Below are 16,194 nucleotides of genomic sequence, written 5' to 3'. Positions count from 1 at the left end.
GCGTTCAGGCCGCGCGCGGCAGGCTGATCTCTACGCCAAAGCCCTCGCCGGAGGGCTCCACCGTCAGCGTTCCGCCGTGGCGCACCGCCACGGCCTCGGCAATCGACAGCCCAAGCCCGCTGCCCGGCCCCGACCGCGCCTGCCCGAACCGCGAGAGGATCTTGGGCACTTCGCTGGCGGCCACGCCGCGCCCGTTGTCGCGCACCGAGACACGGGCCTTTTCGTCGGCCTGCAGGGCGAGGGAGACCTTCGTCATGCCGGGCCCGCCATGCATGAGCGCATTGTCGAGCAGGTTTGTCACAGCCTCACCCAGCATGATCGTATCGCCCAGCACAGGCAGCTCGCCTTCGGGCAGATCGACCTCCAGCTCCAAGCCCCGCGCTTTGGCCTTTGGCGCAAAGCCTGCCGCCACACCGGCGGCGATTTCTGCAAGGTTGAGGCGTTCAAACCCCTCCGTGCCGCTCTCGGCCCGCGCGCGCTCCAGCGTGAGCAGCCGGTTGGCCAGCTGCCCCGCAGCGTCAGCCTCGGCGGCCAGGTCTTCGGCCCGTTCCCGCGCGGCCTCCAGCGACGGGGCGGTGAGGATGGCGGCGGCCAAGGCCTGCAACCCGGCAATCGGATTGCGCAGCTGATGCGCGGCATCCGAAACGAAGGCCGCCTGCGCCTCCATGCTCGCGCCGAGCTTGGTGAACAGCGTGTTCAAACGCCCCACCAGGCCTTGGGTCTCTTCGGGCACGGCGCGGCGGATCGGGCTGAGGTCTTCCGGGGAGCGCCGCGAGATCGCCTCTTCGAGATCGGTCAGCGGTTTCAGACCGTGGCGCACCCCGAACCAGACAAGCAGCGCCACCGCACCGATGAGCGAGGCAATCACCGCGCCCGCTCGGAGCGCCAGTTGCAGGGCAAACTGGTTGCGCGCAGCCATGCTTTGCCAAACGGTCGTGGTGAACGTGCCGGAAATGCCGCCAATGCTGGCCTCTGTCTTGAGCCGCAACACCCGCACGCGTGCGCCCTTATAGAGCGCATCGGTGTACAGAAAAGTCACATCCTGCGGCAGCCGCCGGTCGACCGGGATCGGCGGCACCGCATAGCCCACCACCAGCACCCCATCTGGCGCATAGACATGATACCGCACCGAGCCGCCCGCCGTTTCACCAAGCAGCCTTTCGGTGTCGGGCGAAATCGCATCGCCATCCAGCAGGGCCACATCGCGCGAAACCGCCAGTGCGGTGAACATCAGGTTGCGATCAAAAAACTCGGTCGCCGTCTGCCGCGCCGCCTCCACCCGCCAGATGCCCACGATCAGCCCCAGCACCAACAGCGGTGTCAGGATGATCAGCAGCAGGCGCAGGCGCAATGAATGGGTCAAATGCGCTCCTGCAAACTGTAGCCAAGCCCGCGCTGCACCCGAATGTCCAATGCCGCCGGTGCCAGCTTCTTGCGCAGCCGCGAAACATGCGCCTCGATCGAGGTTTCGCCCACATCCGCGCCGGTGCCATAGACCTGATCCAGCAGGGCCCCCTTGGAGACCACCCCTCCGCGTGCCCGCAACAGCGCCTCCAGCACCGAAATCTCGCGCCGGGGCAGGGCAAGCAGCTTGCCGTCCAGCTCAACCTGACGCGTTTCGGGCATGAACCGCAGCTTGCCCAAGGCCAGCTCAACCTGAGGCGCCTGCGCGATCCGCCGCGAAAGCGCCCGCACCCTTGCTTCCAGCTCGTCCATCTCGAAAGGTTTGACAAGGTAGTCGTCGGCACCGGCATCCAGCCCATGCACCCGGTCGGATGTCTTGTCGCGGGCGGTCAGCAACAGCACGGGCCGCTGATCGCCGCGCAGGCGCATCTCACGCAAAATCGCCAGCCCGTCGAGCCCCGGCAGGTTGATGTCCAATATCACGATGTCATTGGCGTCGCTGCGCAGAAAGTCAGCAGCCTCCAGCCCGTCGTGCAGCAAGTCGGTCGCATGGCCACGGTCCTGCATCCGCCACGCAATCCCCTTCGCCAGGGCCTTGTTGTCATCGACGATGGCAATCCGCATCTGTTTTGGCTCTCGTCAGGTTCACGCAAGCTTCATGGAATACCTATCACGCATCAAGTGACGAATCGTTGCTGATGCAAGGGGCTCCTGAGGAGGGGCCTATATGGGAGGAACTACCTATGACCATCAAAACTGCCATCGTGGCGGCGGGCTTCGCCGTGACTGCAACCATGGGCGCTGCGCAGGAACTCGACCTGACCGGCAAGACCGTGGATTTCGTGATCCCCTTCTCCGAGTCCGGTGGCTCGGCCAAGTGGGCAAACTTCTACGCACCGCTGATTTCCGAGGCGCTGCCCGGCAATCCGACCGTCGTGGTAAAATACATGCCCGGCGCTGGCTCCACCAAAGGCGCAAACTGGTTTCAGGCGCAAACCTGGGATGACTCCGAAGGCACCGTGATTTTCGGCTCCTCCGGCTCCACGCAATTCCCCTATCTGCTGGGCGATCCGCGCGTGCGCTACGAGTACGGCGATTGGAACGTGGTTCTGGCCTCCGGCACCGGCGGCGTGGCCTTCCTGCCGCCCGAAATGGCCGAAAAGCTCGACGGTCTCGATGCATCCGGCCTTGCTGGCGAAGATTTCATCTGGGGCAGCCAGGGCGCAACCCGTCTGGATCTCGTTCCGCTGCTGGCGTGGAAGATGCTGGGCATGAACGTTGAGCCGGTGTTTGGCATCAAGGGCCGTGGCGATGGCCGCCTGATGTTCGAGCGCGGCGAAGCCAACGTGGATTACCAGACCTCCTCCGCCTATCTGGCTAACGTGACCCCGCTGGTCGAAAGCGGCGCAGCCGTGCCGTGGATGACCTGGGGCGCGCTGGATGATGCGGGCAACATCGTGCGCGACCCGACCTTCCCCGACATTCCGTCCTTCAAAGAGGTTTGCGAGGCAACCGAAGGGTGCGAAACCTCCGGCGAGGCTTGGGACGCATGGAAGGCCTTCATGATCGCGGGTTTCCCGGCGCAGAAGATGATCTTCCTGCCGGCTGGTGCCCCCGATTGGGCCATCGAAGGCTATGAAGCGGCGCTGAACGAGGTGATCGGGCGTGACGACTTCGCCGAAATCTCCGAAGCCCGCCTTGGCGTCTATCCGCAGATGACTGGCGAGGCTGCGCAGAACACCCTCAAGCTGGGCACGCAGGTTGCCCCCGAGGCGAAGGACTTCGTTATCAACTGGCTTCAGGAAGACTACGGCGTCACCCTGAAGTAACCATCCCGGCGGCGGCACCAGATGAGGGCTCCCATGCCCGATCGCTTGCCCGATCGGTGCCGCCGCCATCCTCCCGGATATGACCCCTCGGGCACGGGCGCTGCCCGCTGCACCCAGCCTTAACGGAGACCAAGATGGACCTGATCGCCACTGCGCTTCCGGCGCTGGGAGAAGCATTCTCGCTCATCCTTCAGCCACAACAGTTGCTGTATCTCACGCTTGGCGTCCTGTTGGGCCTGTCCGTCGGTGTCTTTCCCGGCCTTGGCGGAATCGCTGGCCTCAGCCTCGTGCTGCCCTTCATCTTCGGCATGGACCCAGTCTCGGGCCTCGCACTGATGGTCGGGCTGGTGGCGGTGGTGCCCACCTCCGATACGTTTGCCAGCGTCCTGATGGGCATTCCCGGCTCATCGGCCAGCCAAGCGACTGTGCTCGACGGGTTCCCACTGGCCCGCAAGGGCGAAGCCGCACGCGCATTGGCGGCGGCCTTCGTCTCCTCGCTGTTCGGCGGTCTGCTCGGCGCTACGATCCTGACCTTCTTCATCCTGATCGCGCGGCCACTGGTCTTGGCTTTCGCCCTGCCGGAAATGCTCGCGGTGACCGTGCTGGGCCTTGCCATGGTGGCCATCCTCGCCGGGCGCATTGCGCTCAAAGGCGTTGCCGCCGCCTGCCTCGGTTTGCTGATCGGCACCATCGGCGAGGCCGGGCATGGCGGATCGCTGCGCATGGTCCCGGAATCCTGGATGCTCGCGGCCACCGGCTCTGCGAGCTTTGAGAGCTACCAATACCTCTCTGACGGCATCAAGTTGGTGATCGTCGGCCTCGGCATCTTCGCCATCCCCGAAATCGTCAGCCTCCTGCGCCAGAATCAGGCCATCGCCCGCGGTGCGCAACTCGGGGCAGGGTGGGCACAGGGCCTGCGCGACTGGTGGGCGAATATCTGGCTCTCCGTTCGATGCTCCTCCATCGGCGTGATCGTCGGCGTCATCCCCGGCCTCGGCGGCTCGGTCGTCGACTGGATCGCCTATGGCCACACGGTGCAAACCTCGAAGGACCGTGACGGCTTCGGCAAGGGCGATATTCGCGGCGTCATCGGGCCGGAAAGCTCCAACAACGCCAAGGAGGGCGGCGGGCTGGTGCCCACGCTGATCTTCGGCATCCCCGGCTCCGGCTCCATGGCCGTGTTCATCGGCGGGCTGGCGCTTCTGGGCTACGAGGCCGGGCCACAACTGGTGCAGAACAACCTCGACATCACCTACACGGTGGTCTGGTCGCTGGCGCTGGCCAATGTGCTGGGTGCCGGGCTCTGTATCGCTCTCTCCGGGCCCATCGCACGGCTGACGACAATCCGCTTTGCCCTGCTCGCGCCCTTCCTCTTCATGCTGATCTCCTTCGCGGCCTTCCAGTCGCGCCAATCGCTGGGCGATCTGGTGGCCCTGTTCGGCATCGGCCTGCTCGGCATCTTCCTGCGTCGGTTCGACTGGTCGCGCCCGGCCTTCCTGATCGGCTTCGTCCTCTCCACGCAGGCCGAGAACTTTTCGGCCAATGCTCACCAGATCGCGAGCTTCAAGTTCAAGCGCGGGATGGAAGAGGGCCTTGGCTATATCGCAACCCCCATCGTCTTGGTGATCCTCGCTCTCACGGTGGTCTCTGTCTTCTACGGCATCCGCCAATCCAAACAGATCCGCTCCGAAGGAGAGGTCGCCACCGGCGCAAAACGGGCTCCGCTGATCTTCCTGCTGGCGCTGTTGGCCTATGTCGCAACGGCATGGATCAACGCCTTCTCCATTGATCTCGCCTCCGACAAGATCTTCCCGCTGACCGTGGCCAGCATCGGCCTTGTGGCGCTGGTGATCCTGCTGGCGCGGATGATGCTGGCGGGGGAAGACAGCGAACTCTTCGCTGACCGCGAAGCCGCGGGCGAAGACGCAGAGGCCCCGCATTCGCTCTGGGGCACGCTGGCGTGGTTCGCCTCGCTGCTCGTGCTGACGTCGCTGCTCGGCTTCATTCTCGCGCTGGCCCTCTTCATGACCACCTTCTTCCGGCTGCGCGCCGGGCTGAACTGGCTCTGGAGCCTCGGGCTGACGGCAGCGGGCATCGCCTTCATCTGCTTCCTCGCCGGCGCGCTGAACCGCGATTTCCCGCCGGGGCTGCTTCAGAACTTCGTCGATCTGCCTTGGCCGCTGTGAGGGGGGCTGCCCTCGCATCCGCCCGCGCCCAGACACGTCCCACCGAGGAGATCCGCCCATGACCCAAACCGCCATCCCCTACCTGTTCATGCGCGGCGGCACATCGCGCGGGCCCTACCTGCATGCGGACGCTCTGCCAAAAGATCGCGAAACCCTCTCGGAGGTGCTCATCGCCATCGTCGGCGCGGGCAATCCGCGCAACATCGACGGGGTAGGGGGCGGCACGGCGGTGACAACCAAGGTGGCAATCCTCTCCGCCTCAGAGGATCCCAAGGCCGATGTGGACTACTTCTTTGCCCAAGTGGCCGTCGAAGAGCGCATGGTCGATTATGCGCCCACCTGCGGCAATATCCTCACCGGCGTTGGCCCGGCGGCAATCGAGATGGGGCTGATCAAGGCGCAAGACGGGGTCACCCCGGTGCGCATTCGCGCGGTAAACACCGGCGCCTTGGTCGAAGCCGAAGTGCAAACCCCCGGCGGTGAAGTCAGCTACGAGGGGGAGGTGGCAATCGACGGTGTGCCCGGCACCGCCGCGCCCGTGTCGCTCAATTTTCTCGATGTGGTCGGCTCGCGCACCGGGGCGTTGTTTCCCACTGGCCAGCCGCAGGAAGAGATCGACGGTATCGCCGTCAGCCTTGTCGACGTTGCCATGCCGATGATGATCGCCCGCGCCGCCGATCTGGGCATCACCGGCTACGAGAGCCATGAGGCGCTGGACGCCATGCCCGAACTCTTCGGCAAGATGGAGGCTCTGCGGCTGGAAGCGGGGCAACGCATGGGGCTGGGCGATGTAACCAAATCCGTCACCCCCAAGATCGGCCTGCTCGCCGCGCCGCAAGGCGATGGGCACTTCAGCGCCCGCTACTTCATGCCGTGGACAACCCACCCGACCCTCGCCGTGACCGGCTCGCAGTGCCTTGCCGCCTGTGCGCTGGCCCCCGGCACGGTGGCCGAGGGGCTGGCCCGCCCATGCCCCGAGAGCCCCGCCACGATCCGCATCGAGCACCCGGTTGGGGTCATGGAAGTGCGGGTGCGGTTTGGCCGGGAGAACGGCTTTGAGTTTCACTCCGCCGGCCTGACCCGCACGGCACGCCTGATCGCACGCGGCGAGGTGATGGTGCCGCGATCTGTATGGCGCGGTGCATGACCCACACCTACGACATCCTCGCCCAAACCCTCGCGCAGGAGGCACCCGGCACCTGCTTTGCGCTTCTGGGCGACGCCAATATGGCCCTCGCAACCCGTCTGGCCGAAACCGGCTGCGAGATGATCTATGTGCGGCACGAGCATTGCGCGGTGGCCGCCGCCATGGCCTACGCCCGCAAAACCGGCCGCGTCGGGCTGGCCACCGTCACCTGCGGTCCGGGCGTGACCCAGTTGATGACAGCGCTGCCCGCCGCAGTCAGGGCGCGTTTGCCGCTGGTGGTGATCGCGGGCGAGGCCCCGCTGAAGGCGGGCTGGTATAATCAGGCGATCGACCAGGCCCCCTTCGTCACTGCCTGCGGCGCGGCCTATGTGCCCGCCCACTGGCCCACGCGGATGCCCGTGGTGATCCGCGATGCCTTCGTGCAGGCCCGGCGCGAGCGCCGCCCGGTGGTTGTCGGCCTGCCGTTCGATCTTCAGGAACTGCCGTGGGAAGGTGCGCCTGACCTGCCCGTGCCCTCGTCAGCACTGGCCCCCGCCACGGGGCCCATCCCGCCCAATCCGGCCGATCTGGCGCAGGTGGCGGGTGAGGTGGCGCAGGCGCGGCGCGTGGTCGTCATGGCCGGGCTTGGCGCGGCAGAGAGCGGCGCGGGCGATGCGGTGCAGGCCTTGGCCGCGCATCTCGACGCGCCGAGCGCAACCACGCTGCCTGCGCGTGGCCTGCTTCATGGCGATCCGTTCTGCCTTGGCGTGGCAGGCGGCTTTTCCTCAAAGGTCGCCCGCGACACCATGGCAGAGGCCGATCTGGTGATTGCCGTTGGCTGCTCTCTGGCCAAGCACAATTCCGACGGCGGAAAGCTATGGCCCAAGGCCCGCGTGTTGCAGATAGATACGGACCCGGTCGCGCTCAGTCAGGGCCGGGTGGCGGCTGATCTGCATCTTCGGGCCGATGCGCGGCTCGGCTGCGACGCGCTGCGCACCGCGCTCCCCGCGCGGTCCCCGCGCTGGCGCAGCGAAGCGCTTGCACAGCGCATCGCAACCGAACCCGCCGATGACGCGCAGTTCACCCTTGCGCCCGGTCAGCACGATCCGCGCGCGGCGGTCGCGGCATTGGATGCGGCCCTCCCGCAGGGCTGGCAGATGGTCAACTCCTCCGGCCATTGCTCTTTCTTCTTTGCGCATATGAACCGGCCCTACCGCGAGTTTCTGACGATCCGCGAGTTCGGCGCCATCGGCAACGGCACCAGCTTTGCAATGGGGGTCGCCGCCGCCTGCCGGGGCACGCCGGTGGTGATGTTTGACGGTGACGGCAGCTTCCTGATGCATGTGCAAGAGCTGGAAACCTACCTGCGCCACGCCCTGCCAATCCTCACCGTGGTGCTGAACGACGGGGCCTATGGCTCCGAGATCCACAAGCTGCGGGCCGAGGGCCTTTCGGATGCGGGCGCGGTGTTCGGCCAAACCGACCTCGCCTCCATCGCACGCGGCTTCGGCGCGGTCGGGGCGCGGGTGGATGACCTCGCCAGTCTGCCTGGGTTGGTCGAAGCCTTCGCCGCCGATCCCAAGCCAACCGTGTTGGATATTCCCATCTGCGACCGGGTCGTTTCGCCCGTGATCCGCCGGTCCCACGGGATCAAGTGACTTGGCGGCTGCGCTAAGTTGGTATACAGTGGTATACAAAGCGGAGAGTCCGATGGCCTACACACCCTCAATCCCAGCACCGCGCGCAAGCGCCGCCGTTCCCCGGGCCGAAAGCCGATGAAGGTCCATATCCTCGACGACTGGTTCGACACGCTCCGCACCCTGCCAAGCTTTTCGCGCCTCTCCGGCCACGATGTCACCGTCTGGACAAACCATACCGAGGATGTGGAGGTTCTGGCCGAGCGGCTGCAGGAGGCAGAGGCGCTGGTGCTCTTTCGCGAGCGCACCCCTATCACCGAAGCTTTGCTAACCCGGCTGCCCCATCTCAAGCTGATCTCGCAGCGCAGCGTCTACCCACATGTCGACGTCGCCGCCTGCACCGCCAACAATGTGCTGCTCTGCTCCAACATGCATTCCGGCACCCCCTCCATCGCCGCATCCGAGCTGACATTCGCGCTGATCCTCGCCGCCGCCCGCCAGATCCCGCAGCAGATGGCCAGTTTGCGTGCGGGACACTGGCAAATGGGCGTGGGCCAAACCCTCGCAGGCCGGCGGCTGGGGCTTTACGGCTATGGGCGCATTGCCAAACAGGTGGCCACCTATGCCGAGGCGTTCGGGATGAAGCTCTGGTGGTGGGCCTCCGAGGAGGGCAGGGCACGCGCCGCCGCCGAGGGGGCCGAGCTGGCCCCAAGCCGCGCCGCCTTCTTCGCCGAGAGCGATTTTCTAAGCCTGCATGTGCGCCTGAAGCCCGCGACCCGGGGCATCATCACCGCAGAGGATCTGCTGTCGATGAAAGCCTCCGCCAGCTTCATCAACACCTCCCGCTCCGGTCTTGTGGCCCCCGGCGCCTTGCAGGCCGCGCTGGCCGCCGGTCGCCCGGGCCGCCTTGCGCTGGATGTCTTCGATACCGAGCCCATGACCGATGCGGATGATCCCTTGGTCAACCACCCTGCGGTCATCGCCACCCCGCATATCGGCTACGTCACCGAGGATGAGCTCGATATGCAGTTTTCGGATATCTACGACCAGATCAACGCCTATGCGGCGCAGGCCCCCATCCACATGATCAATCCGGAGGTTTGGGACGCAAGTTGATCGAGCTGTTCTCGGCCGGGCTGGAACCCCCCGTTTTCTGGGCGCTGATCGCCGTCAGCTTCATATCGTCCTTCATCACGGTGGCGCTGGGCATCGGGGGAGGGGCGCTGCTGCTGGCGGTCATGGCCAGCGTCATGCCCCCGCTTGCGCTGATCCCGGTGCACGGGGTCATTCAAACCGGCTCGAATGTGTTGCGCATGGCGGTGCTCATCCGCCACGTGCACTGGCCCCCTGTCGCCCTGTTTCTGCTGGGCACAGTAATCGGCGTTGCCTGCGGCGGCTCGGTGGTGGTCAACCTGCCCCCCGGTGCAATCATGATCGGCGTGGGCGGCTTCGTGATCTGGTCGGTTCTGGCCCGCCCTCCTGCCTGGCTCTCACGCCTGCCGCTGGTGACAGGGCTGATTTCGAGCTTTCTGACCATGTTCTTCGGGGCCACAGGCGTTTTCGTGGCCAATTTCACCAAATCCCTGAACCTGCCACGCCAATCTCATGTCGCCAGCCATGCCGCCTTCATGACCCTCCAGCACCTCGCCAAAGTGCTGGTGTTCGGCATCCTCGGCTTCGCCTTTGGGCCTTGGCTTGGGTTTCTGCTGGTCATGATCCTCGCCGGGTTCCTCGGCACCCTGGCCGGTCGGCTCGTGCTTACCCGCCTGACCGACACCAGCTTTCGCCGCGCCCTCGACGTGGTGCTGATCCTCATCTCCATCCGGCTGATCTGGATGGGCCTGAGGTCGCTGTTCTAAGCATGCTGCACGCCCCTCGGCTGGCCTGTCGTTGCAGAATGCCGGCAATGCCAATGGGACTTCACCTGCCATCCTAGCCGATCACCTCCCGGCGTGCAGAAACTCATGGTGCCTCCGGGCTTTGGTTTTTCGCGCCGATGACGGGTCGGCACTACAGCCACAAAGTCGGGGCAACGTCGCGGGGCTGCCCAATCTGGGCCGACCGGGAGAACCATCGAACGCTGGTTTCACCGGACGCTAACCGCACCTCTTTAGGCACGTCAGGCAGCCTCAACGAACAAGGTGTTCGTATTGCCGCAAAACTGTAAACCTAAGGGGAGATCGTGATGCTCACGTCCTTGCTTCCATGCATATCGCTGTCGCGAGAGGGTCCACACCGGAACCGGAGGCCTATGTGATGTTGGGAACCGGCTTTTCGATCAAACAGTGCGCCGTCGGCGTGCGCAATCAGGGCAGCATCTTCAATGGTGCCACAGCGGTCTATATTCCATCGGTGCTGTCCAGCCTTTGGCAGGATGCCAGTGGGACCGTGCCTGTAATCTCCGATGGAGACCCGGTAGGGCGGATCGAGGATCAAAGCGGCAACGGCTATGACATGATCCAAACCACCGCCGCCGCGCGCCCGACCTATCGCACTGATGGCGCCCGGCACTGGCTGGAGGCCGACGGTGTGGATGATCAGATGACCGCCGCCACGCGCTTTGGCCTCTCCGCCAGCCCGGCCCTTACCATCGTCGCTGCCCTGCGTCCGATCAGCTACATCGGCAACGACGATCGCGTCTTTCATATTGGCAAAGTAGGCACTGGCACCAAGGTGCTGGCGGCCAGCCTTGGCGCCGAGGGGCAGTCTTGGCGCCATGATGGTGGCAATGCGCGCTTCGGAGCCATCGCCACCGGCTCCGACACCGTCCTCAGTTGGTGGCGCGCTGCCGCAGCCAGCTTCAGCGCGCAACACGCCGCTGTTGACGGGGTAGAGCGGGGACTGATTAGCGCCGCGAATGGCAGCGCAGAGCCTGTGGATACCACTTCGCAGGCATGCCTCTTCAATCGGGGGCCTGGTGGCGCCCAATGGGGGCATATGCGCCTCTACGGGCTGGTGCTTTATGCGCAGGAATTGCCCTCCGGATCGCGCCACGCAGTGGAGGCGGGTCTGGCCCAGCAAGCCGGTGTGACCCTCTGATCAGCTGTGTGCCAAGTCGCGTGGGGTGCTACTCCGGCGGTGGCCCCTGCGTGAGCGCTTCAACGCCAGTCTGACGCTCCTGGCCCAAAATACATTCTTAGCCGATGTCACGTTATGTCATCGCGGTTTTGCAAGCCCCTGGCAGCCGCAGCACCCCCGAAATCGCGCAGCGCCCGCCTCCTCTTTAGGGGGCGGGCGCTGCCGTATGTTGCGGTTCAGCCGGCCTCAGCTGCGGGTAACTGCTGGCTCCGCCGAAAGATCCACGCCGCCGTTTTCGGCCGCGGGATAAAGCACCACCTTCGCGTTCATCGGGGTGCGGCGATACAGGTGCACGATCTGGTTGTTCACCAGCCGGGCGCAGCCGTTGGAGACCCGCTTGCCGATGGTGCGCGGATCATTGGTGCCATGAATGCGCAGGAAGGTATCACCGATCTGCGGTTTGAAAAGGTAGATCGCACGCGCCCCCAGCGGGTTGCCGGGGCCACCGGGCATGCCGTCTTCAAACTTTTTGTACTGCTCGGGCGAGCGTTCGATCATGTCGGGCGTCGGCGTCCACGATGGCCACTGCTTGCGCGCACCAACATAGAACGTGCCCGGCTCATACAGGCCGGGGCGACCGATACCGCAGGTGTAGCGGATGGCACGGCCACCGCCGAGCGTGAGAAACAGCGCAAAGCGGCTCGGGCTCACATGAATTTCCTGCGGCGCCAAGTCCTTGGAAACATTAACGTAATGCGGCAGAAGGTGAATTGGCAGGCCATAGGGCTTCAGGGTTTCGTCATAGGCGAGGGCAGGAGCCCCAGCAACAAAGCCAGCGCCAACCGCGGCGGCGCCTGCAAGAAAGTCTCGTCTCTTCATGTGTCTCGAACCTTGAGCGATTTTTCGCGAATGTGCCCAAAACAGGCAACAAACCCAAGCCCTTTGTGGGTTTTTTCACGCAGAGGTCAACTCGCGGGGCCTATCCCGCCGCCGCATATTGCCGCCGCAGGGTGAGTTTTGAGACCTTGCCAGTTGCCGTCAGCGGCAGTTCCTCGACGAAAAGGATGTCGTCGGGCAGCTGCCACTTGGCGAAATGCTCTTCCAGCATGTCGCGCAGCGCTTCCGGGGCAGGGGGCTCGCCCTTGGCCACCACAATCAGCATCGGGCGCTCGCCCCATTTCTCGCTCGGCACGGCGATGGCGGCGCAATTGGCCACGTTCGGGTGGCCCATCACCACGTTCTCCATGTCGATCGAGCTGATCCACTCGCCGCCCGATTTGATCAGGTCTTTGCTCCGGTCGGTGATCGAAAGCGTGCCGTTCGGGCTGATCCGGGCAATATCGCCGGTGCCAAACCAGCCCTCGCCATCAATCGCCTCGGCGGTGGCCTCGGGGTTGTTGTAATAACCCGCCGCAATGGTGTTGCCGCGCACAAACAGCTCGCCCTCCGCCGTGCCGTCCTGCGGCTGGGCGCTGCCGTCCTCTCCGATGATCTTCATATCCACGCCAAAGGCCCGGCGCCCCTGCTTTCGCTTGATCTCCAGCTTCTCAGAAAGCGGCGCATCCTCCATCGACGGGGGGAGGTTGCCCACCGTGCCGATCGGGCTCATCTCTGTCATCCCCCAAGCGTGGCACACATCGACGCCCTCCTTCTCGAAGGCCTCGATCATTGCCCGCGGCGCCGCAGAGCCACCCACCACAAGGTGCCCAAAGCCTTCCGTCAGCCGCCCCTGCGCCGCGATCTCCTGCTGCAGCCCGAGCCAGACAGTCGGCACGCCCCAGGCCGAATAGACCTGCTCGGCATCCATCAGTTTGAACAGCGAAGGCCCGTCCAGCCCCGGCCCGGGCATCACCAGCGAGGCCCCGGTGAGCGGCGCGGAATAGGGCAGGCCCCATGCGTTCACATGAAACAGTGGCACCACCGGCAAAATCCGGCTGCCCTCGCGCAGCACCTTGGGCAGGCTGATCGCGGTGCACAGCGCATGCAACACCGTGGAGCGGTGCGAATAGAGCGTGCCCTTGGGGTTGCCCGTGGTGCCCGAGGTGTAGCAAAGCGCGGCGGCGGTGGTTTCGTCGAACTCCGGCCAGTCAAACTGCTCCGGCTGCCCGTTTAGCATCGCCTCGTAGTTCAACAGCTCCACCTTGCTCTCGGGCTGCTTGTCCTCGTCCGCCATGGCCACATAGCGCAGAGAGGGCGGAAACTGCCCGCTCAGCCCCTCGATGATCGGCAAAAAGGTCGTGTCAAAGAACAGCAGGCTATCCTCGGCATGGCCCACGATATAGGCCATCTGCTCTGCCGAAAGGCGCGGGTTGATCGTGTGGCACACCGCCCCGATCCCGCTGATCGCATAGTACAGCTCGAAATGCCGGTAACCATTCCATGCCAGCGTCGCCACCCGGTCACCGGGCTTAACCCCCGCCGCGATGAGCCCATGGGCAAGCTGCGCCACCCGCGCGGCGGTCTGCGCATAGCTCTGGCGATGAATGTCACCCTCGGTGCGCGCCGAAACGATCCCCTCCTCAGGGTAGATCTGCGCCGCATGTGCCAGAATATCCGCAATCCGCAGCGGACGATGCATCATCAGGCCTTCCATGACCTCTCCTCCCTGTATCGCGGCCTCCCCGCCGCGTTTGATTTCAGCCTAGGCGCCAATCCCGCGCCGCCGCAACACCGCCCATCGGAGGGGCGGCGCGACTGCGCCATGCCCGACCTCCCCCCCGAGAGGGCATTCTTGTCTCGGCCCGCAGCACGCGGGGCACGGGTGGAGCGGGCATCGGGTGCAGCGCGTGGGGCGCGGCCCTCCCGAGGTCGGGCATGACGCAGCCGCACCGCTCACCCCATCGCCGACCAGCCGCCATCCACGATCAACGTCTGCCCGGTCATCCAGCCCCCGGCCCGCGAGGCCAGCATCACCGCCACCCCGGCAATATCCTCCGGCACCCCCAACCGCTTCAGCGCATAGCTCTCCGCCACCCGCTTCGCCCGCTCCGGGTCTTCATAAAGCGCCCGGGCGAAATCGGTCTTCACCACTGCCGGGGCGATCCCGTTCACGCGTATGTTGTCGCCCCCGTAGGCCACCGCCAAATTCCGCACGATCTGCGTATCGGCCGCCTTCGTCACCGCATATATCCCCAGATGCTCCGAGCCCTTGAACGCCGCAATCGACGACACGATCACAATCGCCCCGCCGCCCTTCGCCTGCATCCCCGGCACCACCCCCTTGCAGAGCCGCATGTTGGCCCGGATGTTCACCGCAATCGTCTTGTCAAAGGCATCATCCGGCGTGTCCAGAAACGGCCCCATGTAGGGGTTCACCGCCGCGTTGCATACGAGAATGTCCACCGGCCCCAGCCGCGCCTCCGTCTCGGCCAACAACCTCGCAATCGCCCCGTCATCCGACACATTGCAGGCAATCGGCACCGCTGCCGCGCCAATCTCGCCCGCCACCTGCTCGCAGGCATCCGCCTTGCGCGACGAGATCACTACCTTCGCCCCGCGCGCCACCAGCGCCTCGGCAATCGCCCGGCCAATGCCCCGCGTCGAGCCGGTGACAAGCGCCACCTTTCCCGTCAAATCAAACAGATCGCCCATCGCATCCTCCCTCGCTTGAACAGACAGGGGGCCGGGCGGGCTTGTCAAGCAGGTGCGGAATTGTATTCTGCATTGCGAAACGGCGCGCGGGGAGGCGCGCTGGCGGAGGATCACATGGACGCGGCGAAGCTTTTCGACCTCACCGGCAAAACGGCGCTGGTCACCGGCGGCTCTTCCGGCATTGGAGAAATGGCCGCCGAAGGGCTGGTGCGTGCCGGGGCCCGCGTGCTGCTGGCCTCCCGCCGTGGCGATGCCTGCGAGGCGGTGGCCGACCGGCTGAACGGGCTGGGCGCAACCGGCTCTGCCGAGGGCTTCGCGGGCGACGTGAGCACCGCCGAGGGCGTCGATGCGCTCGCAGGCGCCACCCGCGCCCGCACCGACGCGCTCGACATTCTCTTCAACAACGCAGGCCGCAGCTGGGGCGCACCGCTGGATGACTTCCCCCATGCCGCATGGGACAAGGTGATGAGCCTCAACGTCGCCGGCCTCTTCGAACTCACCCGCACCCTCCTGCCGCTCCTGCGCGACGCCGCAAGCGATGAAAGCCCCGCCCGCGTGGTCAACACTGGCTCCGTCATGGGCGAGGTGCCGATGGGCGATGACGCCTATTCCTACGCCGCCTCCAAGGCCGCCGTGCACCATCTCACCAAGATCCTCGCCAAGGAACTCGCGGCAGATCGTATCACCGTCAACGCCCTCGCCCCCGGTCCCTTCGTCAGCAAGATGACGTCCTTCGCCACCGGCGACGAAGACATGCGCAACCGTGTTGGCGCCCAAGTCCCGCTTGGCCGTGTCGGCAAGCCAGAAGATATCGCCGCCGCGCTGCTCTACCTCTGCGGCCCCGGCGGCGGCTACGTCACCGGCGCCATCCTCCCCGTCTCCGGCGGCATCAACGTGCAGACCGGCCCCGACATCTTCGCCGAGGGCAAACCGTGACGCTGGACGAGATGAAAGCCCGCGTCGGAGAGGAGCTCGGCGTCAGCCGCTGGTTCCCCATCGACCAGTCGCTGATCGACAGCTTCGCCGACCTCACCGAAGACCACCAATATATCCACGTCGACCCGGCCCGCGCGGCGCAAACCCCCTTCGGCAGCACCATCGCCCACGGCTTTCTCACCCTCTCCATGCTCTCCGCCATGGCCTACGATGCTCAACCTCGGCTCGATACCGAGGGCATGGGCGTGAACTACGGCTTCGACCGCATCCGCTTTCTCGCCCCTGTGCCCTCCGGAGCCCGCCTGCGCGCGCGATTCACGCTGGCCGAGGTCAAGGAACTCCCCAATCAGGTCATCGCTCTTGCATGGGACGTCACGATGGAAGCCGAGGGCGCGGCCCGCCCGGTGCTCGCCGCCCGCTGGCTGGTGCGGCGCTACACCGAAGTCGCCGCCTGAACGGCCAGAAAA

The 16,194-nt window shown here is 65.6% G+C and carries 14 protein-coding genes; 9 read left to right on the top strand and 5 right to left on the bottom strand.

What is annotated here, in order from left to right:
• Positions 1-4: 4 nt before the first annotated feature.
• Positions 5-1,363: a sensor histidine kinase gene (locus FHY55_RS13955; RefSeq protein WP_140014776.1), complete on the bottom strand. Its 1,359-nt coding sequence runs from the start codon at positions 1,361-1,363 to the stop codon at positions 5-7.
• Positions 1,360-2,028, bottom strand: coding sequence for a response regulator transcription factor (locus FHY55_RS13950; protein WP_140014775.1), 669 nt, complete (start codon positions 2,026-2,028; stop codon positions 1,360-1,362). Before FHY55_RS13950 ends, FHY55_RS13955 begins: the two co-directional genes overlap by 4 nt.
• Before the next feature lie 119 nt (positions 2,029-2,147).
• Between FHY55_RS13950 and FHY55_RS13945 the strand changes: the two genes are divergently transcribed.
• The 7 genes from FHY55_RS13945 (at position 2,148) to FHY55_RS13915 (ending at position 11,221) form a co-directional block, all read left to right on the top strand.
• On the top strand, positions 2,148-3,233 hold the full coding sequence (locus FHY55_RS13945) for a tricarboxylate transporter (RefSeq protein ID WP_254695315.1): 1,086 nt from the start codon (positions 2,148-2,150) through the stop codon (positions 3,231-3,233).
• 134 nt (positions 3,234-3,367) lie between these two features.
• The gene (locus FHY55_RS13940; protein ID WP_140014774.1) at positions 3,368-5,419 is read left to right on the top strand and encodes a tripartite tricarboxylate transporter permease; all 2,052 of its coding nucleotides are present in this window, start codon (positions 3,368-3,370) and stop codon (positions 5,417-5,419) included.
• Between the two features lie 58 nt (positions 5,420-5,477).
• On the top strand, positions 5,478-6,566 hold the full coding sequence (locus FHY55_RS13935; RefSeq protein WP_140014773.1) for a 4-oxalomesaconate tautomerase: 1,089 nt from the start codon (positions 5,478-5,480) through the stop codon (positions 6,564-6,566).
• Positions 6,563-8,203, top strand: coding sequence for a thiamine pyrophosphate-binding protein (locus FHY55_RS13930; RefSeq protein WP_140014772.1), 1,641 nt, complete (start codon positions 6,563-6,565; stop codon positions 8,201-8,203). Before FHY55_RS13935 ends, FHY55_RS13930 begins: the two co-directional genes overlap by 4 nt.
• 117 nt (positions 8,204-8,320) lie before the next feature.
• The gene (locus FHY55_RS13925) at positions 8,321-9,298 is read left to right on the top strand and encodes a D-2-hydroxyacid dehydrogenase family protein (RefSeq protein ID WP_140014771.1); all 978 of its coding nucleotides are present in this window, start codon (positions 8,321-8,323) and stop codon (positions 9,296-9,298) included.
• Complete coding sequence (locus FHY55_RS13920) at positions 9,295-10,041, top strand: TSUP family transporter (RefSeq protein ID WP_140014770.1); 747 nt, start codon at positions 9,295-9,297, stop codon at positions 10,039-10,041. The genes FHY55_RS13925 and FHY55_RS13920 overlap by 4 nt, the downstream gene beginning before the upstream one ends.
• Before the next feature lie 397 nt (positions 10,042-10,438).
• The gene (locus FHY55_RS13915; protein WP_140014769.1) at positions 10,439-11,221 is read left to right on the top strand and encodes a hypothetical protein; all 783 of its coding nucleotides are present in this window, start codon (positions 10,439-10,441) and stop codon (positions 11,219-11,221) included.
• Positions 11,222-11,446: 225 nt separating this feature from the next.
• Here FHY55_RS13915 and FHY55_RS13910 read toward each other — a convergent pair whose 3' ends face one another.
• From FHY55_RS13910 to FHY55_RS13900, 3 genes are all read right to left on the bottom strand, one after another.
• Positions 11,447-12,079, bottom strand: coding sequence for a L,D-transpeptidase (locus FHY55_RS13910; RefSeq protein ID WP_140014768.1), 633 nt, complete (start codon positions 12,077-12,079; stop codon positions 11,447-11,449).
• 100 nt (positions 12,080-12,179) lie between these two features.
• On the bottom strand, positions 12,180-13,793 hold the full coding sequence (locus FHY55_RS13905) for a long-chain fatty acid--CoA ligase (RefSeq protein WP_140014767.1): 1,614 nt from the start codon (positions 13,791-13,793) through the stop codon (positions 12,180-12,182).
• 239 nt (positions 13,794-14,032) lie between these two features.
• Positions 14,033-14,791, bottom strand: a complete 759-nt coding sequence (locus FHY55_RS13900; RefSeq protein ID WP_140014766.1) for an SDR family NAD(P)-dependent oxidoreductase — start codon at positions 14,789-14,791, stop codon at positions 14,033-14,035.
• Positions 14,792-14,905: 114 nt separating this feature from the next.
• On the opposite strand from FHY55_RS13900, the gene FHY55_RS13895 reads away from it, so the two are divergent.
• Together FHY55_RS13895 and FHY55_RS13890 are read left to right on the top strand one after the other, a co-directional pair.
• The gene (locus tag FHY55_RS13895) at positions 14,906-15,727 is read left to right on the top strand and encodes an SDR family oxidoreductase (protein WP_140014765.1); all 822 of its coding nucleotides are present in this window, start codon (positions 14,906-14,908) and stop codon (positions 15,725-15,727) included.
• Positions 15,724-16,182 (top strand): MaoC family dehydratase, encoded by a 459-nt coding sequence (locus tag FHY55_RS13890; RefSeq protein ID WP_254695314.1) that lies wholly within the window; start codon positions 15,724-15,726, stop codon positions 16,180-16,182. Before FHY55_RS13895 ends, FHY55_RS13890 begins: the two co-directional genes overlap by 4 nt.
• Positions 16,183-16,194 lie beyond the last annotated feature (12 nt).

The organism is Oceanicola sp. D3 (assembly GCF_006351965.1).
In the GTDB taxonomy this organism is placed as follows: Bacteria; Pseudomonadota; Alphaproteobacteria; order Rhodobacterales; family Rhodobacteraceae; genus Vannielia.
This window is presented reverse-complemented; position numbering and strand designations above follow the sequence as displayed.

What these genes read in the sequence shown, in the direction of transcription:
- FHY55_RS13950 (WP_140014775.1), bottom strand. Translation starts at nt 2,028, where the DNA reads ATGCGGATTGCCATCGTCGATGACAACAAGGCCCTGGCGAAGGGGATT.
- FHY55_RS13945 (WP_254695315.1), top strand. Translation starts at nt 2,148, where the DNA reads ATGACCATCAAAACTGCCATCGTGGCGGCGGGCTTCGCCGTGACTGCA.
- FHY55_RS13940 (WP_140014774.1), top strand. Translation starts at nt 3,368, where the DNA reads ATGGACCTGATCGCCACTGCGCTTCCGGCGCTGGGAGAAGCATTCTCG.
- FHY55_RS13935 (WP_140014773.1), top strand. Translation starts at nt 5,478, where the DNA reads ATGACCCAAACCGCCATCCCCTACCTGTTCATGCGCGGCGGCACATCG.
- FHY55_RS13930 (WP_140014772.1), top strand. Translation starts at nt 6,563, where the DNA reads ATGACCCACACCTACGACATCCTCGCCCAAACCCTCGCGCAGGAGGCA.
- FHY55_RS13925 (WP_140014771.1), top strand. Translation starts at nt 8,321, where the DNA reads ATGAAGGTCCATATCCTCGACGACTGGTTCGACACGCTCCGCACCCTG.
- FHY55_RS13915 (WP_140014769.1), top strand. Translation starts at nt 10,439, where the DNA reads ATGTTGGGAACCGGCTTTTCGATCAAACAGTGCGCCGTCGGCGTGCGC.
- FHY55_RS13910 (WP_140014768.1), bottom strand. Translation starts at nt 12,079, where the DNA reads ATGAAGAGACGAGACTTTCTTGCAGGCGCCGCCGCGGTTGGCGCTGGC.
- FHY55_RS13905 (WP_140014767.1), bottom strand. Translation starts at nt 13,793, where the DNA reads ATGGAAGGCCTGATGATGCATCGTCCGCTGCGGATTGCGGATATTCTG.
- FHY55_RS13900 (WP_140014766.1), bottom strand. Translation starts at nt 14,791, where the DNA reads ATGGGCGATCTGTTTGATTTGACGGGAAAGGTGGCGCTTGTCACCGGC.
- FHY55_RS13895 (WP_140014765.1), top strand. Translation starts at nt 14,906, where the DNA reads ATGGACGCGGCGAAGCTTTTCGACCTCACCGGCAAAACGGCGCTGGTC.